Here is a 27,000-nt window from a genome sequence, read left to right as displayed (position 1 = left end):
CGACCGCTCTGGGTTGTCGCCGCCCGCGTGCTACGCGGGCGGCCGGCTAGTCGTGCTCGTCGGTCACCTCCGTCTCCGCGCGCCGCGCGGCCTCGTAGGCGGCGAGCGCGGCATCCACGGCGCTCGCCGGCCACACCGGCGACGTCCGCGGGTCGGTGTGGCGTGTGATCGCGACGTCGCGGTGCGCCAGCAGCACGCGTACCCAGGTCGCCAGCACTCCCGGTGCGGGTGTCGGTGTGAGGTCGAAGTGGACGGCGTCACGGGCCGAGGGCTCGTGTGCGAGCTTCACCCGCCAGGACCACCCGGTGTGCTCGTCCCACAGCAGACGCATCCACTCCGCGTCCGGCCAGAACGTGTCCGGCCAGTCGGAGTCGGGGACGGGTTCACCGATCGCCAGGGATGCGAACCGGGGCGGGCCCGGCAACAGCACGACCTCACGGCCGACGATCCGGACACGGTGGTGGAGCAGCGCCTGCGTCACCGCGTGCACGTAGGCGTGGTGCAGCCAGGGGGCCGGTGGGTCCTGGTGGTGTGCCCGAGGCATCGTCGGCTCACCCGTGGCCGGTTCGCCGGTCACCGCGACCCCCCTCGCGCGGGTCCGACCCCGCCTGTGTGGGCGGTGCCGCGCCCTGGGAAGCGCCCGTCGACCCCGCCGTGAGCGGCCGGCGCCGCGGAGACGACCAGGTCCTGTCGTGGCCGGGTGTCCGTCGGGCTCGCCCACCGTGTCCGGGCTTGCCCGTCGTCGCCGTGGTGACCGCTGCGTGGCAGGGGTTCGTCGAACAATCCGGACATCGTCCAGTGCCCCGGCGAGTGGAACACCGTCGTGACCGGCGCGGTCTGCGGTTCGAAGGGCACGTCGGGGAGTTCGGACAGCACGTCGACCAGCAGCGGCCAGATCGGGTCGAGGTCGGCGGTCCGCGGTTCGAAGGGCATGTCGGGCGGTTCGGACAGCACGTCGAGCAGCAGCGGCCGGATCGGGTCGAGGTCGGCGGTCTGTGGCTCGGTCGCCCGTTGCAGGGGAAGGTGGTCGACCTGTCGACGGGCGAGCCCGGAGCGCTCGGTGTCGATCCGCACCAGGTGTGTGGCCAGGTCCACCAGCCGTTCGATCGGCCCCTGTCCGTTCGCGATCACGATGGTGTCGGTGTCGTGATCGACTGTGGAGCCGCCTGCTCTCCAGCTGCCGCGCACGGAGAACCCGAGTGCGGCGGCGTCGGCCACCAAGTCCGCCCAGTTCCGCCTGATCGCATCCCGCAGGTCGCCTGGTTCCTCGCGGGAACCGGCCGTGGCCGCGTCCTCGGCGCGATCGGACCCGCGGAGGTCGTCGACGGTCGCGGTGGACGTTTCCTCCGGTGCCGGGGTCACGGGGTCGAACCACCCCGCTGCCGGTGCCGGTCCGGTCGGTGTCGTGTCCTCGCCGCGGATCCCGGCGGCCGGTTCGACCTCGGTGCGCGGATCGGGTTGTGCGGTGCCCCGCCCAGCCGGAGGGTGTTGCGTCGCCGTGCCTCCCTCGCCTGCCCGGATCGGATCGGCGGCCGGTGACGGTGGCTCGACCGGCTCGACCGGCATCGGTGCCGGCTCCGGAGTGGGAGTGGGGCCGGCGTCCACTGGAACTGCCGGCTTCACGGACCGCTCGGTCTCGGTCTCGACCGACGGCGGGATGTCCACCTCGGCGGCTGTCCCGCCCTCGCCGAGCGCGAACTCGGGATCGTCGGCCATGGCGTAGAAGGGGTCGTGGCTGTCGTCCTCGACCTCCTCGTCCGGATCGGCGCGGCGATCGTCGGTCATGGCCTCGGGTTCCACGTCGTGGTGGAAGTCCTCCTCGAAGTCGGCGTCACCCGCGAGGTCGACCGAAGCCGGCGTCGGCGCGGGGCGGTCGTGCCGGGCGTCCTGTGTCTCCTCGGATACAGGCGAATACGTTTCCGGCCGGTCGGTGTCGACGTCGTCGTCGCGGGCGGCGCTCCCGGGCGTCACGGGCACGGTGACGGGCCCGGCGGTCTGCGGCGACGGGCCGTCCGGAACGGACGAGGTCGAGGCGACGGTTGGCGCGTCGGAAGGTGCCGGGTCGAGGACCGCCGGGGGTAGTGCAGTGGACGTCACCTCAGCCGGTGCTCCCTCAACCACGTCCACGAGGCGCCCGCGGGCCCGATCCGGGCCGTGCTCGTCCTGTGCCGGTGCGTCCTCGACGGGCTCGGCGGCGGTCCGGGAGACCGATTCGCGGCTTGACGGCTGCGGCGCTTGGGGTCCTGTTCGCGATGGGGCCGGGATGGGGCCGGGCGGTTCGTCGGACGCCGCGAACCGTTCCGGCGGCTGAGGCGACTCGGGCACTTCGCGTGTCGTCCCGGCCGTGTCGACGTACCCGGCGGGGTCGTCGGACGTCGGCGCAGTGCCCGTGGACTGCGCCGATCCCATCGGCGCGGGCCCGTCCTGGGCGGCGATGTCGAGCGAACGGGGTAGGTCGTCTCCCGGTGTCGTGACCTCGCCTGCTGCGGCGGTGCTCTGGTCGGAAGGGAGTACCTGGTCGGGTTGTTCGACCGTGACGGGGCCCGAGTCGAGGCCGAACAGCCCGACCGACGCGGTGTCCGCGGCAGGTTGCGCGCTGCCCGGGTCGGCGGGTGCCGTCGGTCCTGCGGCCGGCTGTGCCTGCGGTTGCCGGTCGGTGTCGCCGATGTCCACGGTCTGCGCGGCGAGGATGTGCTCATCGCCTACGGCCTCGGCTGCCCTCGCCGGCTCCAGGTGTTGCCGCGCCACGACCGCGCTGTCGGCCGGGGCCGCGACTGGTGACAGGGGCAACTGCATGGCTGCTGCTCGGATCGCATCGAGTCGCCGTCGTCGTGCCTGCTCACCGGCCGTGGCGACCACGTGGCGCACTACCCGCTCCACCGGACCTTCGGAGATCAGCCCATTGAAGAGATAGGTGCGTGGCGTGGTGATGTCGTCGACCAACTTCACGCCAAAGGTGATGTGGGGCGCATCGACTGCGGCGAGTCGCAGAACGGGTTGCCTGTCGTCGCCGCGGACCCAGGATGTGATGAGCAGGTTGCCCCAGTTCCACAGCTGTTCTTCCTCGACAGGGTCGATCACCAGGTGGTCGTGCTCGGCGATCGTGACCCCGTCGGCGTCCCGCAGCCGGAAACGCGAACCGGCCGTGGAGGGGGCCACCTCGGCGATGCGACGCAGCGCCGCGACGTGCCGCAACGAGTCGAAGAGCGTGGAGGGGAATTCGATTCCCGCCGCTGAAATCGCCGACATGGCCGGCCCCAGATCGCGATCGGACTCGCCGAGGTCGAAGATGTCGTGCTCGCGCAGAACGGTGTCCACAAAGACTTCGGCCGCGGCGTGATTGACGTGCACGTACATGGCGACCACATGGTCGGCGAGCACGACGACCCTGTCCTTGAGAAGCATCGTCGGGTCGGTGACCAGCGTGCGCGTGTCGTGGTCGATCCCGCCGGAGCCGGCTCCGGGGACGGATTCATGGCGGTAGCCGGCGCGCTCGACCTCACCGATCAGGGTCTGCCACTTGCCGGCGTGTCCCTTCCCCACCGTCCACAACAGCTTGGCCGTCCCGTCACGCAGCGGGCTGTCCCCAGGCTGCACGGAGGCGGGCACGGTGTCTTCGCCTGTGGTCGTGTCCTGTTCGGACTGCCCGGTCGCACCGGTCCCGGGGTGGGGCTGTGCCGCAGGCAAGGGTTCACCGGGTGCCCCCGCGTGAGGACCGCCCTCGGTCCCGGCGGTGCTCGATACGGGCATCGGGGCGGGCTCTGCGAGGTTGAACAGCCCCATCTGCGGGTCGTCGGGCTGTTCAACCGGTTCCTGCTCCGCCGGCTGCTCGTCGACCGGCGCGGTGCTCGCGCCGCTGCTGTCGGTGAGCAGCCGGTACAGCTGATCGAAGGCCTGGACGTGATGTCGGGTGCCGTCGATCGACACCGGGCTGACGACCTCCACGCCCTGATCGGTGACCTGCCACAGCAGGATCAGGGTGGAGGTGCCCCGGTGCCACCGCTCGACCGTGCGGTCGTGCTCGTCGAAGGCCCGCTCGACGCGATGCCAGCCGAACTCGGCCGGGTCGAGGTCATCGGCGCCGGTCACACCGGTGGACGTCGTCCCGGACGGTGCGTCGGGAACTGCCGGGGACGGCAACGCCGGTGGGGCACCGATGTCGGCCAGCGACTCGGGCAACACCGCCAGGTCCAGTCGCGGTTCGGCGGCGTCACCGTCGAGAGGAAGCCGCCACACCTCCTGTTCACCGGCTTCTCCGCTGGTCGGGAACCGATATCCGGTCAGCTCAAGGTGGCCGTCGGCCACGGCCGGTCCGGTGTCCAACCGGAACGGCTCGCCGTCGCGGTCGAGCGTGTCGCCCGGCTTGAGGCTGGACGTCCTCTTGGATGCCGCCGGTCCGGAGGGCAGGTGGATGCTGAGCACGGCTATCCGGTCGAGGACCGCGGCGTCGTCCGCGGACAGGTTCTCCAACTCCTCGACCGGGACGAGGAGCTTCCTCGCCAGGCGTGTGGAGTCGCTGCGGCTGCGGCGCGTCGCCTTGCGCGCCGTGCCCGCCTCGCGCGCCGCACGGGCGGCGGCCAGAATCGTGTCCATCGCCCGGCTCTGGTAGTCCGACAGCTCTCGCACGACGTCGCGGGCAAGGTGCTGTTCACCGAGCGCGCCGAACCGGCTGAGGGCGTTCTCGAAGCCCTGGCGCGCGGTGGTGGCGTCGAGCAGGATGCGGCCGGCGGCGGGGGTGATGCCGGGCCGGACGAAGTCGTGCACCTGCTTCCAGGTCATCCGCCCCTGGTGGTGCTGCGTGGGGGTGTAGATGTCGATCGTGATCGACTTCGGGTCGTACTCGACGCGGGTGCCGTCGACTCCCGTGCCGCCGATGGGCGCGTTGCCGTCCGCGTCGCGGAACGGGGAGCCGAGCTCCTCCTGCTCGATGTCGTACACGAGGCGGGCGAAGGCAGGCCCGTCCAGGTAGGTGGACAACCCCCGGACGATGTCGGCCTCGGTCAGGGGTTCGTCCTCGGGCGCGTCGACGGGCGCGACGCCGGGGCTCTGCCGCACCCGTCGCGACGGCGCGGACGGCGCGTCGGCGTCGGGCAGGTCGAACCAGCCCGAGTCGGCCATGCCTTGCGCGACCTGCTCCAGGCGCTGGACGACCACTCCCATCCCGGCGTGGCGCTTGAGTGCCCGCCCCGCCGGATCGCCAACGCTGATCCGGGCCCTGGCCTCGACCGCCAGGGCACGCAGCATGACCGCGGTCCGGAACCCCCGGCCGGCGTCGACTTCCTTCTCCGCCCGCTGCTGCGGGTCGAACCGTCCACCGCGCACCAGAGCGGTGAACGAGTCCTTCAGCACCCCCAGGGCGAAGGGGTCCACGACCGCCAGCAGCGTCGGTGACACGGTGTGGCCCAGGAAGTCCCGCACCGGGTCCCCGCCGTCGCCGTCCTGCAACGCCGTGGCCGCGCCCTCGACGGTAAGGGCCGTCACCTGCTTGAACAGCGCGTGCGCCTGGGCCCGCGCCAACGTCATCGGGTTGCGGGCGATCCGCTCGATCCGGTCGCCGACGGCGCGCAACTGCTCGGTGAAGGTGCGGCCCTTGCGGTGGGTGCCCAGGGCCTCCCGCAGCGCCTCGGCGTCGGGTACCAGCGTGTCGACCAGGTCGGCCAACTGCCGCACCCGCACGGCGGTGTGCAGCGGGAACAGGTCCTCGTAGGCCACCCGGATCGCGACTTGGCGGGTCGGGAGGTCACCGCCGCTGGCGGCGACCAAGCGGGCGACTGCCAGGGCGACACGCGCCGGCGGGGTCGGCACCCCGTCGACCTCGCCGGGCAACCGGTCCTCCTGCTGCCGGGCCCACGCCCCGAAATGCTCGACACCGGCCAAGTCCGCAAGCTCGGGCGCGACGGGGAACGGTGTGCCGAGCAGGTCCACGGACGGCTGTTCCTGGCCGGGGACATCCGGGAACAGCTCGCGTCCCGCCGGGCGCGCCGGCGGTTCGTCCAGCGCGTCCGCAAGCGTGCTCGGATCGGGCTCGGCGCTCGCCTCGGCCGCGTCGCCGTGAGCCGCGACCTCGTCTCCCGGCTCTCGGGCATCATCGGCGGCGGCGCCCAAGGCCGGTGTCGTGGGGTCGGCGACCGCCTCCGGTTCCGCGGCCTCGCCGTGTCGGATGATGCCGTCGGCCACCGCGGTGGCCGTGCTCGCGAGCAGGGCGAAAGGTGTTTCGTCCGGGCCTTCCGCCGCGTCGGACGTTTCTTCGTCCCTCTTCGCCTGTTCGGCCAGGGAAAGCATCCAGTCGGCCAGGACATGCAGGGCCTCGGCGGTATCGGAGCCATGTCCGGCCTGCGCCAGGCGCCGGGCGTGGTCGTCGATATCGAGTCCGGTGCCGGTCGCGTGCGCGGCCAGGGCGTCGTAGACCACCCCCACGGCAGGGTGGTCGACGTCGTGACGATCCAGGAGCAGCGCGCTGCCCAACCACAACAGCCCCACCCTGTCGCGGCCGGCTCGCGCCGCGAGGAACGCGCCACGGAGCGCGATGAAGGAGGAGGGATCGGCCAGCTCGCTCGAGGCGATAAGGTGCTCCGGACTGCGCAGCACGGCAAGCACGTCGGGCTCTCGCCGCGCCGGGCGCTGTTCGAGGGCGAGGACCTTGAGCACGGTGTCGGGCTCGACCTCGGCCCACGCCAGCAGTTTGCCGCGCTTGTCGGGCTCGTCCCGTTCGATGGCGATGACCATCTGGCCCACGACCCGGGAAACCCGGACGTCGAGGACCACTCCGCGGGTCAGCCCGCGCTGGTTGACGTGCCAGCCCTCGGGGGCGTCGCCCGCGCGGATCTCCACGTACGAGCCCACGCTGTTCAACGGCAGGGACGGGTCGCCCTCGATCAGGCGTTCCAGCGCGGTGCGCGCCTTGTCGAGTTTGAACTTGCCGTTCCTCGCAGGTCGCCCGGCACTGGCCGCCACCGCGCGCCGGTACAGCTCCCGGTCGTGTTCGGCCAGGTGCGCGAACCCCTCGGGGAAGTCCAGGTACTTGTGTCCCTTGGGTGCCTTGCCTCCCAGGACGAACGACACCCACGGCCGCAGGCTGCGGTCGTTGTCGCCCAGCAGCCAGGTCACCAGCTGGTCGCGGTCCTCCGCCGGGATGTCGGGCAGTGGCGGTGCGAGCGGGATCGGCGCCTCGCCGACGGTGAAGTACCAGTCCTCCTGCACCGCGTCCGCCGCGCGGACGGCGATCTGCGCCTGGCTCCCGTCGGGCTCCTCGGCGAACGCGGCGACCAGATCGTCGGGGTGGTCCACCGTTTGCACACGCCACCGGCCCGGTAGCCGCGTGGGACGCGCGATCCCGTACAGACCGGCGTGCTCGACGAACCTGCGCAGCGCCTCGGCCGTGAGGAACTCGCCCTCCCGCCACCGGTTGTCCTCGAACGGTCCATACAGGACAGCCGCCCACGTCAACGTCCGGTGCCCCTCCTCGGGAGGGGTCACGGCGAGACTCAGGGACACGTCGTGGCGACGCCAGTGCCCGGTGACCACGCCCCCGAACTCCTCCTGGTTGGCCTCCAGCAGGTGCCAGTGGTGCTGCTCCAGGAGGGCGGGGACCTCGGTGAGGCCTGCGATGAGCTGGTAGCCCTCCTCGTCGTAGCGTCGCTCGATCTCCGCCGCCGTCAGGTCCGGCGCCGCCTCCGACGCGGTGGTGCCGGCGCTCGCCTCCTCCACGACCGGGGCGTTGTCGACGGGCGGCACGGGCAGTGTCGGTGCAAGGCGCTCGGCGCGCTCCAACCAGTGCAGGGCCTCGTCGTCGCGAGCGCCGTGGCGGGCCATGCGGATGGCCGTGTCGAGGTGTTCGCCCACGCCGCGCCGGTAGGACGGGCCGGTGAGGGTGTAGGGCAGCAGCCGGGCCACGCGCTCGGCCCAACCGGGCACGGAGGTCGGCACGCCCAGTGCCTTGGCGTGTTCGGTCTCCTGGTCGACAGGCACGTTCTGCCGGTAGTTGTCCAGGTAGAAGTGGGCGCGGGGAAGCCCGAAGGTTGCGCCGGTGCCCGTGATGACGTTCAGGCTCTTGTCCGGCCACGTCAGCACCGGCGTGGCGGGCGCGGCGGGTTCGGCGAGCGTGATCCACCACCGGTCACCGATCAGGTCGACGCGGGCGGACAGGCCCGACTCGCGTGCGCGCACGACCAAGGGATCGGTGTCGATGACGGGCTGATCGGGGCCGCGCGGCGGCACGACGACGGGTACGTGGTCAGATGTGGCCGCTTCCGCCATGGTGTCGCCGTCATCGGCGGTCACCGACGGCCGGCTGTTCAGGGCGCTGACCACGAGGTCGGCCAGGCGATTGCGGGTCAGGCGCAGCGCGGTGGCGATGTCGTCCATCAGCTCGTCAGCGCGCTCGTCGTCCATCGCCGCCAGCAGTTCGACGACACGGGGAACGGCATCGGTGCCGCCGGGCGCCTGGGCGTCCAGCCACGCCTCCACGACGAACGCCGCCATCGCGCCGGGTCGCGTTCCCAGCCTGGTGTCCAGCCGGTTGACGCGGCCGACCGCGTGTTCCAAGCCGACATCGACCAGCAGTCGCGCCACCTCGCGCCCGGCGCCGACCTGACCTTCGACCTCCTGCAGCCTGTCGGCGAACACGGCGATACGGGACTCGACCAGCACGTCGAGCGCGGGATGGGTGTAGCGGGGATCGAAGTAGGCCGCGATCAGCTCCTCGGACGACCGGACCTTGGCGAACTCGGCGGCGTCCATGTCGTCGGGGAGGATGGTGGCCAGCAGGTCCGCGTGGCGGCGGACACCGAACTCCGTGGCCCTGAGAGCCGCCTTCACACCGGGCCCGTCGCCGTCCAGGCCCACCGCCCGCTGCTGTCCGGCAGGCAGGACGCGGTCGAGCAGGTCCCAGTGGTGCGGGGTGACCGCTGTGCCGAGAGTCGCCGCCGGCAGCAGCCGCTGCTGCGGGCCGGCGGCCCTCAGCGCGGCGACGTCCATCGGTCCTTCGATCACGACGGGCAGTGCGTGGCCGATGAGGTCGCGCTGCTCCCACAGGCCGAACAGCAGCGAGGACTTGTCGAACAGTGGTGTGGCGCGGGTGTTGAGGTACTTCGGCGTGACGTTGTCGTACAGGGCGCGCCCGGTGAACCCGGCGATGCGGCCCTGCTCGTCGCGGATGGCGAACACGATCCGGTCGCGGAAGAAGTCCTGCACGCCCTTGCCGGTGTGGCCGGCAACCCCGGCGTCGACCATGTCCTGGTCGCGGTAGCCGAGCGTGCGCAGGTGCTCGACCAGGACGGTGCGCTGGTGCGGGGCGTAGCCGATGGTCAGCCCGACCCCGCTGCCCGCGCGGCCACGGGCGAGGGCCACCTTCTCCGCACCGCCCAGTCGGTCCTCCAGGTAGCGGCGGGCGGTCCTGGACTGGTCGTACTGCCGTTCGAACCAGTCGGCCGCCGCCTGGTTGATCGCCGCGTACCGGGCCAGCAGGCGCTCGGCGGTGATCGACGCCGGGTCTTCGATGTCCGCCGCGGCCGTCGGGAACGCCTGATCCTGCTCCTCGGCGAGACGCGACGGCGTGGCCGCTGCAGGGCCGGTGGCGAGTGTGGTCTCGGCGGTGGGCGATGGTCCCGCCGTCGGCGTCGGCATGGTGCTCACCGCCGCGTCGACAACGGCGTCTGCTTCCACGGCAGTCCGCGCGGCGGCGTCGCCCTGTGCGGTAGCCGATTGCTCCCGAATCGCGACGCGGAGGTTGTCCCAGTATTGCCGCTGGACAGGGTCGGCGATCTCGGCAGCGTCGAGCAGCTCCAGGGACCGCACCAGGTCACCGTCGGAGTACGCGGCCACGGCCTGCTTCTCGATCTCCTTGCCGCGGCGTTCCTGCTCGGCGCGCTCGGCGGCGTTGCGGGCACGGATGGCCGCGTCGTCCGGTGGCCGCCGATGACGCAGCTCGGGGTGGTCACCGAGATGGTTGTTGATCCACTCCCACTCCCGTTCCGAGCCGTTGAGCAGGTTCGGCGACTCGGTGAGGAAGCGCCCCACGTCCGGCGCGATCGACGCGTAGGCCGCCGCGTAGTCGCCGATGACCCGCAGCACCTGCTGTTCGCGCTCAGGGGTCAACCGGTGGCCGCCCACGGCCTTGTCCACTCGCGCCTCGGCCGCGCGCATCCAGTTCTCGGCTTCGTCCAGGTCGCCGTCGACGACGGCGTGGTGCGCGTTGTCCAGGAGTGCGCTCACCTCTGGCAGGTAGTGCGAACCGACCACCGCGTACGGGGCCAGGTTGGCGACCCGCCGTGCCCAATCCGTCATCGCAGCCGGGGCGGCGAACAGCTCCTCGGGCACCGACTCGCGGTAGCGGGCCAGGTAGTCGGCCACGGCGGACAGCGGCATGGGACGTGCCGCGCCGTCGACCACCTGCCCGGTGTCGACCGAGTACGACAGCGCCGGCGGGATCGGCAGGTCGGAGGCGTGCCGCTCGCGCACGGTGATCCACGCCTTGTCGGCGACGCGGACCACCCGCACGTCCAGCCCGTGGGGATCGGCCTGTTCCCGCCACCAGGTCAGCGACGGCTGCGAGACCGTGGCCTGGGCCGTCTGCGGCGTGGCGTCCCGTGGCGCGGTCTCTCGGCGCGGCTCGGGCGTTCGGGACGCCTCGGTGTCGGATTGCGCGGGCGCGCGCCGGCGCACGTCGGCCAACACCCCCGTCAGTGCCTGGGCCTGCGTGATCGGCGGGATGCGGCTGTTGAGCAGCACCACGTCCAGGTCGTCGTGCACCTCATGGTGGAGGCGTTCGCGCCGGGAGCCGGGCCGGAAGTGCCGCACGACCAGGCCGTGCCCGGCGAGCGCGCGGGTCAGGACGGCATTCCACCGGTTCACCACCCGCGCGAAGTCCTCGCCGTCGTTGCCGCCGTACCGGCGGCCGGTGCGCGGGTCGGTGCTCATCATCTCGTGCGCGGGCAGCCAGGTGTCGGTCTTGCCCTTCTCGCCCTGGGCATACAGCTCCAGCAGCCGGTCCACGTCCGCGCCGGTGATCGAGGTGTCGGGCAGGAGCCGGTCCAACGCCACATCGGCCTCGAGATCGAACCCGCTGGAGGCGGGCAGCCGCAGCAGCAGCCGGGTGTCCCGCTCGATCACCGGGTCGGGGCGCCACCCGTCGGTCTCGGACGTGGCGTGCACGGTGCCCTGCCGCCGCTGGGCCAGCGCGTCGGTGAGGATGGACGCCTGGGTGCCTGCGGGCAGTCGGCTGTTGAGCAGCAGCACCCCGAGGTCGTCGTGCACCTCGTGCTGGGTCGTGATGCTCTTGGCGTTGGAGCGGAAGTGCCGCACAGTCATCCCGTGCTTGGCCAGTTCCAGTGCCAGGGCGGCGGTCCACCGGCCGATGACGCGGTTGTAGTCGGGATGGGGTGCCGAGTAGTAGTGCGACGGCGACAGCGGGTCGGTGTGCAGCAGTTTCCACTTGGGCAGCCAGGACTCGGTGTCGTCGGGATCCCCTTGGGTGTGCAGGTCCAGCAGCTGCTCCAGTTGCCAGCCGGTGACGCGGTTGTCGCTCATGGCCTGGGACAGCGCCCGATCGGCGTCGGGATCGAGCGTCGTGCGCTTGGGAAGGCGCTGCGCCAGGGCGAACTCGGCCGGGTCGACCCCGGCGTCCTCGGCGCCGAACAACGCCAGCGGCTCGTCCTCCGGCGCTTCGTCGCTTCCGGCCGACGTCGGCAGGGCTTCATCGGGCTCGCGGCGGACGGGGGTGATCGAGGTGGTGTCGGTCGGGCCGGTCTCCGCTTGCCCGGACGGCGTCTGGACTGCCGCCGCGTCGGTGACCGTCGCGGCGGGTTGCTCCGCAGAAGCAACCGGTGACGGCGGTTGGGCGGGGGTGGACGCTGCTGCGGTGGTCAGTGCGCTCACCAGGTCACGACGCAGGTCGTCGGCGCGGCGCGCAGCGTGCCTGATGCTGTCCATCAGCAGGTCGCGGATCTTCTCGCCGCCGTCCGGGGCGTCAAGCCAGGCGGTGTCGATCTCGACCCGGTAGTGGTGGCCGTGGTCCTTGGCACCCAGCTCGGCCGACACCGCGCCCTCCTCGGCGGTGAAACGGATCACGGTGTCGCCCAGGGTCAGGTGGTCGCTGAACAGCAGGACGTTGGCGGGCTTGCCTTGCGCCTGGGACGGGCGCAGGCCGTCGCGGGCGCAGCGGGCGAAGAACAGCAGCGCCGGGGCGGTGGTGAACTTGTTGAGCTGGTCGGAGATAACGGCGCCCGGAATCACGAACCGCTCGTTGCGCGAGATCAAGGCTGCTGCGGCGGCTTGGGCGACGAGGTCGAGCGTGACGGAGTCGGCCCACCAGCGGGCAGCCTGCTGCCACTGCTGCTCGTTGTCGCCGTTGCGCTCCAGCAGCAGCGTGCGGGCCTGCTCCGCGAGCCCTTCGCGGTGCTCGGTCACCTCGTCGAGCAGCGCCGACAGTTCCAGGGTCTGCTCAAGGTCCGGCAAGCTGCGGTCGGTGACGATCTCGCGCGCATCGTGGTCGATCCGGCTGTCGATCTCACCGCCGTCGGGAGCGGTAGCAGGCGTCCAGAGGTAAGCGGCGGCGGTCAGTGCCTGCCGGATCTCGCGCCGCAACTCGGCGTGCTGCTGACGGAACCGCTTCTGCCGTTGCTGTTCGAGCTGTGCTTCGCGGCGCAGCGCTTCGTCATCGGCTTTCGCCAGACGGCCGGGCAGGAGTCCAGGCGCTGGGACCACCTGCCACTCCGGCAGACGCTCCACGACGCTGTCGGGCAGCTGACCCGTTTCCAGGCGCACCGGCATGCCGGCCAGCACCAACCCGGTCATCACCTCGTCGATCCGGAAGACCAGCCGGTCGTGGAAGCGTGCCAGGCGGTGTCCGTCGAGGGTGACCGCGCGGGTGCGCGGCAGCGTCCACGCCATCGGTGCCCTCTGCTCCGGGATGGACTGCCCCGGAGCCCACCCGGCTTGTGTGGCCGCCAGCACCGGCTCGACATCGAGGTCGGCCGGGACCAGCAGCCTCAGCCCGTCGTGGTGGGAGAAGTGCACGACCACGACCGGGTCGGGTCCGACGCGGACGTCGTCTGCCCCTGGCGCGAGGGCCGGTTCGTCACCGCGCGCGTCGAGCGGCGAGGCGGGGTCCGGCGCGGTGAACGGTGGAGCGGGTGTGATCAACGACGGCGCGGTCTGTGCCCGGACGTCGGGCGTGTCCTCGGGGGCCACGGCTCGTCGCGGGCTGGGCGCGGGTGCCGCGGTGGTCGCCGAGGCCGGGGTGAAGTCGTGGATCCAGGACAGCGACCCCAGTTCCAGCCGCAGTTTGGCGCGGGTGACGGTGACGTAGGACAGCCGCAGTTCCTCGGGCTCGGGAAGCACCGTGTTGCCCTCGTCGTCGACGGTAGGGCCTTTGAAGTCGTCGGCGATCTTGACCCTGTCCCACTCGCGGCCCTTGGCCTTGTGCGCGGTGGACACGATCAGCTGCGGCTTGAGGTCCTCGGCGGTGGCGTGCTCGTCCACCAGGTCGTCGGCGAGGCGGATCAGCTCCTCGGGGCCGTACTTGTCGACCATCTTCACGAACGCACGCAGCGACTTGCCTTCGTCGTTGTCGTCGACGAAGCGGCGCACGTCCGACCAGGTCCTGAAGTTCTTCAACTCCGGGTGGCGGGTGCGTCGACCGCGTTGCAGGGCCTGGGCTGCCTTGGCGATGTCCTTGAGGTCGTCGCCGCCGCCGACCAGGGCGACGCGCCTGCCGGCCTCGAAGCCCTCGACGACCGCGGCGACCGCTCCGGCGTTGGTGCGCGCGAGCACCGCGTCGGGGTCGGGCACGGGCTCCAGACGGGTGTCGAGCGCCGGATTGCCCTCCAGCCGCAAGTCGGAGCCGAGCAGTTCCAGGAACTGGTTGCCCAAGTCCTGCACGGCGGTGCCGAAGCGCCAACTCTTCGTCAGATCGAGCACCGCGTCGGCGGGCCAGCCGGTGAGGAAGTCACGGGCGCCGCGGAAGCCGTAGATGGACTGGTAGGTGTCGCCGACGACCACGGTCTGCGCGGTGTGGGCCTGCACCAGGGCCGCTTGCAGCCCGTTGACGTCCTGCACCTCGTCGAAGAAGATCACCTGGCCCGGCAGGGTCGGGTTGCCCAGCGCCCAGATCTTGAGGTAGTCGTCGTGGGTGAACGCGAGCCTGCCCTGTGGGGAGGTCTTGTCGGCCCAGATGCGCCGGGCGTAGTCGAGCACCAACGCTTCCAGGTCGCGGGAGCGGGCGTCGATCACGGTGGCGGGCAGGTGGCCGCGGCCGATCCCGGCGTCCGGGCTTTCCCGGAAGTTCTTGACGGTGGCCAGGGCCATGCCGGCGAAGCGTCCGACGGTGTGGTCGGCGTCCGGATCGCCCGCGAGGAGACGGCGGGAGGTCTGGTCGAGGCCGAGGCCCAGGTCGCGGGCGACGTCCTCGGGCCACCCGTCCTTCTTCGCGATCGTGGCGTTGATCTTGTCGGCGTAGCGGGGGTCGTTGCGCAGGGCCTGGCGGGCGAAGGCGTGCATCGTGTCGGCGATCACGTTGGACCCGAAGGCTTCCTGCGCCTCGTCCGCGATCGACCGGTTGAACGCGACGTAGACGATCGTCGTCTCCGGGGCGTGTCGCTCCAGCCATGCCGCCAGCAGCCGCAGGGTCGTGGTCTTGCCGGTGCCGGCCAGAGCCCGCACCGCGACGTCCTGGCCGGCGGCGTAGGCGTCGATGATCGCCTGCTGCTGCGGGGTCGGCGGGAACGTCGGACCGCTCCGCGCCGCGCGCCGCTCGGCCACCTGCTCGTCCAAGGCGCGCAGCGTCTCGCGCAGCGCCTGCACCGCCTCTTCCCTGGTGACCCTGCGCCGGCCGGGAACGTACTCCCATCCGTTGAGTTCACGGGTGTACTTGAACCCGTTGTCCAGCAGCGCCGCGCGCAGCGTTTTGGGATCGTCGGGCTGGGTGCCGGACACGATCGCTGTGTCGCCGGTGACCCGGATGCCGATACGGCGTGTCCACGGTCCCGGACGCGCCACGACCGTGAAGCCGTGCGCGGGCGTCGCGCCGGGTGTCGGAGCACCGACGGGTCGCGGGTCGCCGGGCGTGTCGTCCTGCGGCACGGCGGCCGTCGGCACCGGTGCGGGCACGGGCGGGGCCGCAGGCAGGTTGCGTGCCTGCCACTCCTCGAACCGGGTCAGCACCCGCTGCGGCAGGTCACGGATGTCGAACCGGACCTCGAACCCGGCGTCGGACAGGCGCTTGGCCGCTCCGGTGAGCTTCCTGACCAGTCGGCCGTGGAAGTTGACAAGGCTGCGGCCGGTGCGATTCTGGTCATGGCTCTTGGGCAGCACCCAGGCCCTGGCGGCACCGTCGGGACTGTTGCGCACCTGCCGCCATTTCCATCCGGCGCGTTCCGGTTGCAACGTGTCGAAGATGTCGTCCGTGTCGGCCGTACCGAGGATCAGCCCGCCGGCGGCGGTGCTGAAGTGCACGGTCAACACACGGGTCTGCTCCGCCGATCCGTCCGCCGCACCGGTTGCCGCTTCAGGCGCGTCTGCCTTGTCCGGCCCGCCCGGTTCGTCGCGGCCGTCGACGGTCGCGTCGGCTGCTTGCGCGGGTACCGGCTGGTGCGGGATGTCGACTGTGGATGGCCGCACGTCCGCGGCGTCGACGGGCGTCGCGGGGGTGTCGGTGGGCGCGTCTGGTGCCGCGGAAGGCGTCTGGATGCCCGCGCGCAGCCCGAGAGGTGTCGCCGGGAGCCGGCGGCCGTCCAGCACGGCCTTGCCGAGCACGTCGTCGCCGGCGTGGATGAGTTCCAGCCGCTGTGTGCCGCGTTCCCAGATCAGTTCGTACGCGTACGGCTTCGGCTCGGGAAAGCGCCCCTTCTCCACGGTCGCCGTGTGCCGCCAGCCGTGTTCCAGCAGCAGCGGCCGGATCCGGTCCAGGTGCGCGGGCAGCGTGTCGGAGCTGATGGGCAGGTGACGGGCGACCGCGCGGACAGCGGCTTGCCGCGCCTGCCGCATCGTCCCGGCTGCGGTCGTGACGGTCTCGACCACTACCAGGCGGGCCGACGGGCCGGCGGCTCTCACCCGGTGCACCGCGCCGGGTGCCGACTCCGACGACAGTGCCAGCGACAGCCCTCCGGCGATCTCGCGGGACGCGTTGATCCGCAAGCGCCCCCAGACCAGTTCGCCGGTGCTGCCTGTGCGGGAGCCGACCAGCCTCGACCAGTCCTCGTCCACGTCCAGTGCCCGGCCGAGTTCGCCGGTGCCGGGATTGCGCGTCCGCACGACCTCGTTCTCGATGGACGACGCGACGTGGCTGATGTGCCGCAGTGCGGTCGCGGTGGCCAGCCGGTCGCGGATGAACTGGCCGATCGGGCTTTGAACGCCTGCCGTCCGCAACGCTTGGACCACTGTCTTGAGGTCGTCCAGGTCCGCGGTGAGCGTGGGATTCTCGACCAGCAGCGCGTCGATCACGGCCTGTGCCGTGTCGTCGTGGAGGTGCTTGCGCAGGTCACCGACCCCGTCCGCGAGGGCGAGCAGTTCGTCCTCGCCCGACCAGGACGGGTCGGTGTGCAAGGTCCGGCTGGTGTGGTCGAGGCGGCCCACGCCGACGCCGGCGGTGTTGGTCCAGGTGTAGCCGGCGTCGGTGATCTCGGCATGGAGCAGATCACGCGTCGCGTCCGGAGTCGCCCCGCTCACGGTGCTGAGCACGACCTCGGCGGTGTTGCGCTGGTCGTCGCTCAGGACGGTGGCGTCCTGGACGTCGACGGCGTCTTCTTCCACCGCGACACCTTCGGGGCGGGGCTTGTCCCGCACGGGTGTCGCGGCCTGGGTGGCGTGGTCCTGTCGTTCGTGTCCGGGGGCGTGACCCGACGACCGTTCATCGGCTGCGGCCGTCTCGGGAGCGATACCGGCGGCTTCGAGGACCTGGTGCAACTCCGGTTCGGTGATCCTCGGATTGGTGCCGTCGAGCACGCCGGGGCGTTCCTGGACCCAGGTGATCACACCCGCGGACGAGATCCCCGCTTCCAGCACGACGAACCTGGAGGTGATCGTGTCCGCCGGCCGGAACCACTCGATGACGAATTCCTGCGGGGCCAACTCGGGGCGGGCTCCGTCGAGGTAGGAACCGCCACGTTCCTTCACCTCGCCCGTGCGGTCCAGGCCGTGGTCACGCAGGATCGCCTCGACGTGGCCCAGGGTCGGCCGCTCCGGCCTCGGCGGTGCCGGAGCCGGGTCGGGCAGGTCGCGGGGCTGCGGCGGGACCGGTGGTGCGCTGTTCCAGGCGTCGAGGGCCTGCCGGAGTTGCTCGGCGTCGGGTGCCACCGTCACGCGGTCGGCGTCGTCGAGGTCCAGCACGTCGAAGGTGCCGTCGGCGAAGCGGACGACGTGTTCGTATTCCCGCTTGGGCGAGGTCTGTCGGTGGGGGAAGTGCGCCACCTGTGCGGTCACCTCGCCGACCCGCGCCCGGCCGTCGTAAACGGTGTCGGCGCGCGGGGTGAACAGCAGCGCGGTGCCGGGCGCGATCCGCCGTACCCACTCCGCCGTGGCGTCAGCCGTGTCGATGACCGTGAAGTGGTCGACGTAGCCGGTGTACCGCAAGGGCTCGGGAAGGCTCACCCAGCGACCCATGCCCGGGTCGTGTCCGGCCGTGATCGCGTCGGGGTGCGCCGCGAACCGCACGTCGAGCCGCGCGCCGTCGCCGAGCAGTTGCAAGGCTGTGCCGTCGTCGAACGTCAGCCGATGGATCTGCCTGGTCAGGCTGCGGGTGCGCCGGCCGTACTTGACCGGGTACTGGATGGTCCGCGGCCCGCTCTCGACGACCCGGCGGGGTTCGCCGTCGACCCGGACCACGTCGCCCGGCGCCACCTCCGACGCCGGGCGCCCCAGGCTGAATCCCTCGGTGTCGGTGATGCCGCCGGGCGGCAGCGCCACCGTCGGCTCGCGTAGGCCGACGATGCGGAACCCGTAGGCCGCGGCCCACGCCTCGGCCACCAGGTTGACCGCGTCGGTGAACGTGCGCCCATCGGCGTCACGCCACCCATAGGACCACACCGCCCAGTCCGAGGCCGCGAACGGCGCGGGGTTGCCCTCGTCGTTGCGCAGCGCGACCAGACGCGCCGCGAGGTCGTCCGCCTGCTCCTGGCTCACGCGCGGCGCCACGCTGCGGTCGCCCCGGTAGAAGGACTTCCCGCCGATGACCGTGACGCCCGCGGCGGTGGTGATCTTCCATCGCGAGGTGTCCGTGTCGTGGACGCGCAGCCCACCCGGTGGCGTGGTCGCGGCGATCTCGCGGGCCCACGCGACCGCGTCGACCTGCTTCTCCCACGCGGTGAACTCGTCGGCGACGGCGCGGGCGCGCAGACGTCGATGCGCGGCCACCGTCCGCAGGTGGGCGTAGTCCTCCGGCTCGACGGCCGTGACGTCCACGCCCGGCGCGGGCTCCGGCGCGTCGGCTGGTTGCTGCTGTTCGACGGGCGTGGCGACCCGGTCGGGGCCCGGCTCGGTCTTCTCGGCCCGTTCGGGTCGGGCCGGAGGTGTTGCCCGTGGTTCGTCGGGCGCGGGCGTCGCGTCCAGGGCGGGACCGAGGCCGTGCGCGGTGTCGACCACGACGTTGCGGGCCAGGGCGAGCCAGTGGGTGGCCTGCGGGGTCTGGTCCAGGACGTAGCCCGCGACCGTGTCGTCCACGCCCGGGTCCTCGGCTGCCGAGGTGATGGCCCGTTCTTGCAGGAACTCGCCGAGCACGTGCTCGGCGAACTCGTCCGCCTCGGAAGTGCGGGCCAGCTCCAACACGGTCTCGTCGGTGGCCGCCGCGCCGATCCAGTCGCGCAGCAACGCGGCGTGAGCCGGGTCGCGCGGCAACCCGAGATCGTTCATGAGGTGGCCGATCAGCCGGGGCAGGTCGGCGGCGAGGTCACGTTCGGTGCGGGCCCGGACGAACGCCGAGGCGATCCGAGTCACCTCGGCCGCGAACTCGGGTTCGTTCGCGAACCGGCGCGCCGGCGCCAGGGCCTCGGGCACGACCGCCTCGTCACCGGCGGAGCCCAGGGCGGTCAGCGGCACGGTGAAGACCCTGGTGATCTCGCCCGGCAGCATCGCCCACAGGTTGTCGGGGGTGTTGCGCACGGTCGCCCGCACCGCACCGGACATCGACAGCCCGACCAGCTCGCCGACCAGCCACCCGGCCTGCGGCTCGTCCAGACCCACGACGTGGCGCAGCTCGCTCGACACGGCCGCCACGTCCCACGGCTCGACGGTGTCCCGGTCGGTGGTGCCCGTCGGCCTTCCCCCGATCTCGTGGTGCTCGCCGTCGGTCGTCCCGGTCGCGGCGTCGAGTGCGGCGTCGGATGTGTCGGCTTCGACCGCAGGCATGGGGTACGCGGCGGAAAGGCCGACGTCGCGCAGGCCGCGGACGTGGTCGAACACCACGTGACGGGCCAGGTCGTGCCACAACCGGGCGTAGCGGTCGTCGAAGACGTGGTCGGGCAGCAGCGTGTTCAGGCGGGTGGCCTCGTCGAACGCGGTCCAGGACGTGTCGATGAGGTGGCCGGTCAGGACCTGGCCGAGCCTGCCCTTGTCGTTGTTCAGGGCCGTCTGCCGGATTCCGGGGTCGTTGGCCGCTTGGGTGATCCAGTCCCGCAACCACACGGCGTGCTGTGGCTCGACCGCAAGCCCCATGTCGGCGGCGTGGTGCTCGATCAGCTGGGGCAGCGGCGCGCCGAGGTTGCGCAGCAGGCGCCCGACCATGACCTCCAGGGCGAGCTGCCGGACCCGCGCGGCGAAAGGCTCGTCGCGATACCGCCCGGACACGACTGCCACCGCCTCCGGGAAAGACGACTGACGTCCGTGGTTCTCCCGGTCTCTGGTCGGTTCCAGCAGGTGACGGCCCAGCACTGTGCCGATCTCACCGACCAGCCGGTGCTGGACGTCGCCGGCATTGATCGCTGCGGTGAGCTCGCCGGCGTGGTCGCGAACGGTGTCGTGCACCGTGTCGGCCAGTGATACCCGCACGAACACCCGGTTCATCCACTCGGCTTGCTCGGCGGTGATACCCAGCTCTTGCACGAGGTCGGCAGGGCGTAGGGCGCCTCTGTGGGCGAAGTCGATGCCCGCCGGTTCCGGCACGGCCGAGTCGAGCCGGACAGCAGGCTCGCCGCCAGGCGCGGAAGCGGTGGGCGAGTGGGCGGGCTGCGGGATGGGCAGTGCCGCGGCCACGATGTTGACGGCGTCCAGCAGGCGCTGCTGAGCGGTCTTGGCCGCCGTCGCCACCGTGGCCCGCATCACTCGGTCGCCGTTGTCGAAATCTGCCTCCACCTCGTACAACATGTGGCCGGCGTCTGCGGCGGCAAGGTGAAGCAACCAGCGTCCGCCTCCCTGACGCGACGCGCCGATCTCCATCTCGCCCCAACGGGCCCAGACCTGGCTGTTGCGCCGGCTCAGCGGCAGCCAGCCGAGTTCAGCGACTGACTCTTCCCGGCCGTTGAGCAGCCGCAGTCGGGCGTCCTTCGTGGACGGCGCTGCGGCGGCGATGCGGCGCAGCGCAGCGACGTCGCGCAGCGCCCCGAGGACGGCCCACTCTGCGGGACCACGGACTCCGGCTTCCGTGATCGCCCGCCGCAGTTCGTCGCCATGGTCCTCGTCATGCACGTCGTGAGCCGTGAGGATGCCCTCCACCGCAGCCTCGGCCGCGTCGCGGTTGACTTCCTCTCGAATGGCTTGCAGGAAGGGCAACAAGTCGCGCAACTCGTCGGCCGGCGGCAGTCCGGCTCGGGAGAACACGATGCGCTCCGTGTTGTCGACGGTGCCGTACTCGACGTCTGCCGACCGCAGGTAGTAGTAGTTCGCACGCTCGATCTCCTCGACCGCGTTGCGCAATGTGTCGACGGCGTCGGGTCCTGCGAGCTGTTGAAGCGTCCGTTCCCGCAGCCACACGTCACTTGCGGTCGGGCTGTCGTCACCCGGAGATCCCGGGGGCGTGCCGTCGGTACCGGTGGCGTGTGTGGGCGCAGGATCGGGAAGGTCATTCCCGAGTGTCGTGGTCGGGGCGGTTTCCGGCACGCTCGCGGGCCGGCGTTGTGAGGCGGGCTGGAGCGGCCAGGTGAGCGAGCCGGTCTCCATGACCTCGGTCAGGTGGTGGCGCTCCAACCGGGCGCCGTCGACCTTGTAGACCATCAGGGGGCCCTGGTCGCCGGTTTCCGTGCCGATGTCGACCTGGTGACCGGTGGTCTCCGCCCACTCCCGTAGCAACGTCGGCAGGGACTTGCGGGTGTGTTCGGCCCGCGCACGGGCCGCGCGTGCGGGCCGGTCCCGTCCAGGCGGGGCAGAGCCGGGTCGCGTAGGCCGCGGTCCGGCGGCGCGACCGCCGGTCGCCGCGGGTGTCGTCGCGGGTGTCGTCTCCGACGGACGCGCCGGTGCGCTGTCGCGCGGAGGCATGTCGGCAGGCCGGGTCGGGGTGGGCTCGGCCGAGGTGGGATCCGGTTCGGCATGCGGCACCTGCTGCGGCGTGATCTCCTCCCACATCCCGTCGACCACCGTCGGGACGGCCTCGTCGTCGATCGGCATGTCGACGTCCTGTCCGCCGCCGCGCGAGTCCGCTTTCCGGCCGCGCTCGCTGCGGTCGGGGGAGCCGATCTGCAACCAGACCTTCAGCGACTTCTCCAGCGACGGGTGCTTGTCGACGCTGACCCGGTCGACGATCGCCACGTACCAGCCGGCGAAGCGTTCGGCGGCCTCGTCGCGGAACCCGTTGACGCGCGCGAACGACGTCGCGTGTTCCTGCACCTCGCGCATGAGCGCGGCGTGAGCCTCGATCCGCTGGGCGCGGGCGATGGCCTCGGGCGAGTCCGCGGGCAGGTTGGGGTCGACGAAGTCGTCGAAGGGGTCGGCCAGTTCGGCGATCAGTTCGAGGCGTCGTTTCGCCACCTCCTCCCGCCGCTGCTGGAGAGGGAACGGTTTGCCCACCTCCTGCTCGGCGGCGGACAGGTCCTGCTTGGCCTGCTGGATGTTGTCCTCGGTGACGAGGACCGCGTCCGGCAGTTCACGCAGTGCGTTCTCCAGCCGGGTGATGATGCCGTGCCTGTCCGGCAGTTCCGCGCCCTTCAACCAGACTTCCGGTATGGACTCGGCGAGTTCGGGAAAACGCAGTAGGATGCCGTTGTCCCAGAAGGAGCTGCGGTTCATCGCGGCTTCGAAGTCGAACCCTCCGAGGCTTCCCAGTGCGACGGTCCGCCACCGGGCGCCGAGGCGGGTCGATGCCCATTCCTGCATCAGCGTGGCCTTGAGCGACTCGGCGGCCTCGGCGCGTTTGGTGTGGTGCTCGCCGGCCAGGGTGATCGCGAAAGCGTCACCGCGGGTGTCGACCAGCCGCGTGAGCTGTTCCTCCTGCCGGGCCTTGAACCGTTCCAGGCGTGGAATGGTCTCGGCGGCTTTGGCGATCTCGTACTTGAGCCGTTGCTGGTTGCGGTGGTGGGCGTCGGCCTGCCGGGACAGACGCTTGTATTCCTGGTCGAGTTCGGCCTTCTCGCGGTAGCGACGGTCTCCGGTGGCCGCCGCCATCACATCCGCCAGGTCGATCGCCTCGTTGTCGTCGAGCATGCGGCTGCGGGCGGGCTTCTCGTTCGAGTACAGCGGTGCGAACATGTTGAGTTTCTGGAGTGCGATCTCGTGCTTCTTCGCGTCCATCGACGGCGAGGTGACCGCCCTCGTGTATCCGGCCTCCGCGTTCTGGTTGTGCTGCCGGAAAATGCGACCCTGGTTCTGCGGACTGATGTCCGCACGCCAGTGGCCGTGCAGTTCGTAGCCGTCGGTCGCACGATCCTGGATGTTGAGGCCCGCGCCCATCTTCGAGGACGAGCCGATCAGCACCGACACGGAGCCGTCGCGCGCCAGCGCGTAGAGGTTCGCTTTGCGTTCGGGCGAGTTGCCCGCCTCGTGGATGAAGCGGATCGAATCCGCGGGCATGCCCCTCCGGACCAGGAGGTCTTTCAACTCGTCGTAGACGTTCCACCCCCTGCCGGGGGTGGACAGGTCGCAGAACACCAGGATCAGGCCGCCGCGGACGGGGTGTTCGGTGCCGTCGCGGCGAAGGTAGACGTTGTCCTTGTTCGCCTCCCACTGCTCGTGGATGTCGTCGGCGACGACGTCGATCTTCTGCGGTTCGTCGGTGGTCAGGCCGACCAGTCGCACATCGAGGGCGACCTTCTCGCCGTCGTTGTGGATGGTCAGCGCGATGTCCTTGAGGTTCTCCTCGTCCTCGTCCTCGCCGTCGCGCGCGGCCTGCTTCATGATCCGTTCGCGGCGCGCGAGGTCCAGGGTGTAGATCCGCGCTTCCTCCGGCGCGGATGCCTGCAGGACGCGGATGCGTCCACCGCGCAAGCGCGGCTCGGGAAGTCCGAGTTCTTTCTTGCTCTTGAAATCGGACGTCAGCCGCAGCGCCAGCCACAGTTCCGGCTCGTTGATGGTGCCGCGCATCCGGAAGTTGGACTTGAGGGTGCCGCCCGGAGTCATCTCCATGGTGGAGAGCGCGACGCAGTAGGTGCGGATCCACGCGTCGAAGTGGGGCAGTTTGTGTCCCAGTCGACGCATCCACAGGTAGACCTCGGTGAATTTGTTGGTAAACGGCGTGGCGGTGGCGAGGACGACGCGCGGTCCGCCGTACTGCTCCGTCAGCCAGTCCAGCTTCATGTCCAGGTCGATGGCCCGCTTGGCCCCGGCGATCGCAAGGTCGGCGGACTGGCTGTGGATCATGCCGTTCTTCCAGTCCTGTGCCTCGTCCAAGCCGACGATGTCGGGTTTCAGATCCTTGAACGTGGCCCCTTCGGCGTCACGGGGGACGCCGGCGATCATGTCCTCCAGGGTTTTCTTGGCTTGCTTGGCCGCCCTCTCCAGCGTCTTGGTCATGGTCTTGCTGCTGCCGTCCTGCTCCGAGCCGGTCTTGGCGGCGAGCAGCGCGTCCAGTTCACGCTGGAGCCATTTCTCCTGGAATTCCGGCTCGACCGGGATCCTCTGGAACGCCTCCTTGGTCATGATGATGCAGTCGAAGTCGTTCTCGGCCGCGTAGGAGACGAAGTCGGCGCGGTAGTTGATCCCCTTCTTCCTGTCGATGCGCAGGTCGTGACTGGTGGCGACGAGCAGGGTGGCGTTGGGGTAGGCCCGCATCCACTCGGTCTCGAACTGCGCCGCGATGCTGTCGTTGCGCACCACCACGACCGGCTTGTTCGACAGGCCGCGTCGCCGGCGTTCCATGAGACCGACGATGATTTCGAGGGTCTTGCCTGCGCCCGTGCCGTGCACCAGGCCGGTGGCGGGCTGGTAGATGACCCGGCCGATGGCGTTGATCTGGTGCGGCTCGAGCGCATACACGTCGGACAGGCCCGGCAGGGACAACTCGATCCCGGAGTAGTCCGGCGGGATCTCGGAGTTGAACAGGTCGTTGTACTGGGTGATCAACTCCTGGGCGCGGTCGGTGTCCTCCCACACCCACCCGGCGAACCGGTCCCCGATCTCCTCGGCCTTGTCCAAGGCCAGGTCGGTCCCCTCGGGGTCGAAGACCGGTTCCTCCTTGGCCTCGCCTCCCCTCACGGTGGGGACCATCCTGGTCACCACGATCTCGCGGCCGTCGAGCAGGTCCTGGGCCAGGTCCAGGGCGTGCTTGCCGGCCGTGCCCCAGATCTGGGTCGCCAGCACGGAGTTCTCGTTGCCGCCGGTGATCGCCCAGTAGCCGAGCTTCTCCTCGACGCGGATGCCCTGGTCGTCCAACAGTTCGCGCAGGAACTGCTGGACGTAGGAGGGGCCGATCCAGGAGCCGAGCCGGATCTCGATCTCCGCGGGCCCCAGGTCGGCGGGCACCACGCGTTCGAGGGCGGCGACGTTGACGGCGAACCGGTCGTCCTCCCGGGCTGCTTCGCGGGCGCGGGCGAGCTTGGCGCGCACGTTGCCCGACAGGTACTCCCGCGCCCACACCGGATCCTCGCGTCCGGGTTCGTCGTAGACCAGCTCGCCCAGCGCTTCGCGCGCCTGTGCGGCGTCGGGCATGCCGAGCAACTCGGCGATCACGTCGAGGTCGACCCGGGAGTGGCTGTCCAGGCAGATCGACAGCGCTTCCTCGGGGGTGTCGGCGCCCAGGCGCTCCGGTCGCGGGTTGGACACGCGCTTGGTGAAGATGTCGGACTTACGGGCGGTGCCGGCGGCCGGGTCGTAGTCCTCCAGGCCCCGCACCCGGCTGGACAGGGGGTCGCGGCGGAATCCGCCCTGCTTGGGGTGCTCGGTCCTGGTGGTCCTGAGCCCCAGCTCGTCCAGGTCCAGGTCGGGATCGGTCTCCGGCGGCGCGGTGGCGATGATCGTCTCGGCGGGCGGGTAGGCGTCCGGACGCGGCGGGATGTCCTTGATCTCGGCCCGCGACAGCAGCAGAGCGGGGTTGGACTCGGCAAGCGCGTCCAGCAGGCTCTGCGCGTCCTCGGCGCCCCTGTACTGCTCACTGTCCAGTAGAACCTTGATCGCCTTCTTCACCCGGCGCTTGCGGGCGTTGGCGTGGTCCTTGCGGATCGACTCCAGGTACGTCGACAGCAGGTCCTGGCCGATTCCCTGGTTCCGCAGGCCGGTGAAGAACTCGGCGAGCTGCTCGGCGGTGGGCGGGTACTTGTCGAGGTTGCGCTTGTCGCACCACTTGCCGTAGACGTAGCGGCCCTGCTCCAGGGGTTCGGTGACCGTGAACCGCTTGACCGGCCCGTAGAGCCGCACGTAGTCGTCGTAGACACTGTTGAGCCGGGCGCGCAGCCCGGCGATCTCGGCGCTGTCCTCGACGGTGGTCTGTTCGGCGCGGTGCAGGGCGATGGTGATGTCGCGCAGGGAGATCAGGCGGCGCAGTTCGTCGGCTTCGTCCTCGGGCGGCTCGTAGGGCTGCTGCTCGCCGCGGACCAGCCGGGTGAAGGTGCCGTCGTCGTGGGCGGTGAACATGCCGTCGAAACGCCGGTCCTCGGCCTCCAGCAGCCCGATCTGTCCCAGCGGGCGCGTCTCGGCCGCAGGTGTCGGGAGGGGACGGGTGAACCGGACCCACAGGGCCTCGCCGGCCACCCGGTCCACCGCCTCGGCGAACTGTTCCACGACGGTGGCCGGGTCGCCGCGGACCACGAGTTCCTTGCTGTCGTACTGGCGGCGCTGGGCGTCGAACGTGCCCAGCACGTTCTCCGGGTGGTCGAGGAAATAGCGGTTGACGTTGAGGACGGTGCCGTCCTGGCCGATCTCGACCGGCAGCGACCGCTCCCAGGTCTCCGAGTGCACCCGGATCTGCTCGTCGGGGTGGCGGCGGCGCAGGATGAGCAGGTCCGTGACGACGTCGGTGCCGGCGGCGCGCTGGTGGGCGTCGGTGGGCAGGCGGATCGCTCCGACCAGGTCGCCCAGCTGTGCCATGCGCCGCCGCGCCTCGGGATTGATCTTGTCCATCGTCCCGGACGAGGTCAGCACCGCCACGAGGCCGCCGGGCCGGACCAGGTGCAGGCTCTTGACGATGAAGTGGTCGTGCAGCACCAGCCGGGTGCCCGGATTGTGGCGTTCGTCGCGCACCTGCCAGTCGCCGAAGGGCACGTTGCCCACGACGGCGTCGAAGCTGCCCTCGGCGGCGTCCAGGTCGGCGAAGTCGCCGGTGACGACGTGCACGTCGGGGTAGAGGGCCCGTGCGATGGCGGCCGTGGTCGGGTCCAGTTCGACGCCGACCATCCGTGCGTCCTCGGGCGCCAGGCCGATGAAGTGCCCCGGGCCGCAGCCTGGTTCGAGCACGTCACCGCCGGCGAAGCCCAGGCGGGCCAGGCCGTTCCAGATTGCCGTGACCATCCCGGCGTGGGTGTAGTGGGCGTTGAGCGTGGAGGCGGACGCCTCGGCGTAGTCGGCCTCGCTGAGCAACTCGCGCAGTTCGGCGCGTTCCTGCTCGAACTCCGGCTTGTCGAACACCTGGGGCACCGAGCCCCAGCCGCCCCAGCGGGCCAGCACGGCCTGTTCCTCGGCGGTGGCGGGCCTGTCCTGCTCGTCGAGCAGGCGCAGCAC

The 27,000-nt window shown here is 71.1% G+C and carries 2 protein-coding genes; both read right to left on the bottom strand.

Translation table 11 applies throughout. The features are described from left to right. Positions 1-46: 46 nt before the first annotated feature. Positions 47-577 (bottom strand): DUF6292 family protein, encoded by a 531-nt coding sequence (locus ALI22I_RS20215; RefSeq protein WP_077007090.1) that lies wholly within the window; start codon positions 575-577, stop codon positions 47-49. Next, positions 574-27,000: a UvrD-helicase domain-containing protein gene (locus ALI22I_RS20210; RefSeq protein WP_077007089.1), complete on the bottom strand. Its 26,427-nt coding sequence runs from the start codon at positions 26,998-27,000 to the stop codon at positions 574-576. The genes ALI22I_RS20215 and ALI22I_RS20210 overlap by 4 nt, the downstream gene beginning before the upstream one ends.

Origin of the sequence: Saccharothrix sp. ALI-22-I, assembly GCF_001984175.1 — a bacterium.
GTDB lineage: Bacteria > Actinomycetota > Actinomycetes > Mycobacteriales > Pseudonocardiaceae > Actinosynnema.
This window is presented reverse-complemented; position numbering and strand designations above follow the sequence as displayed.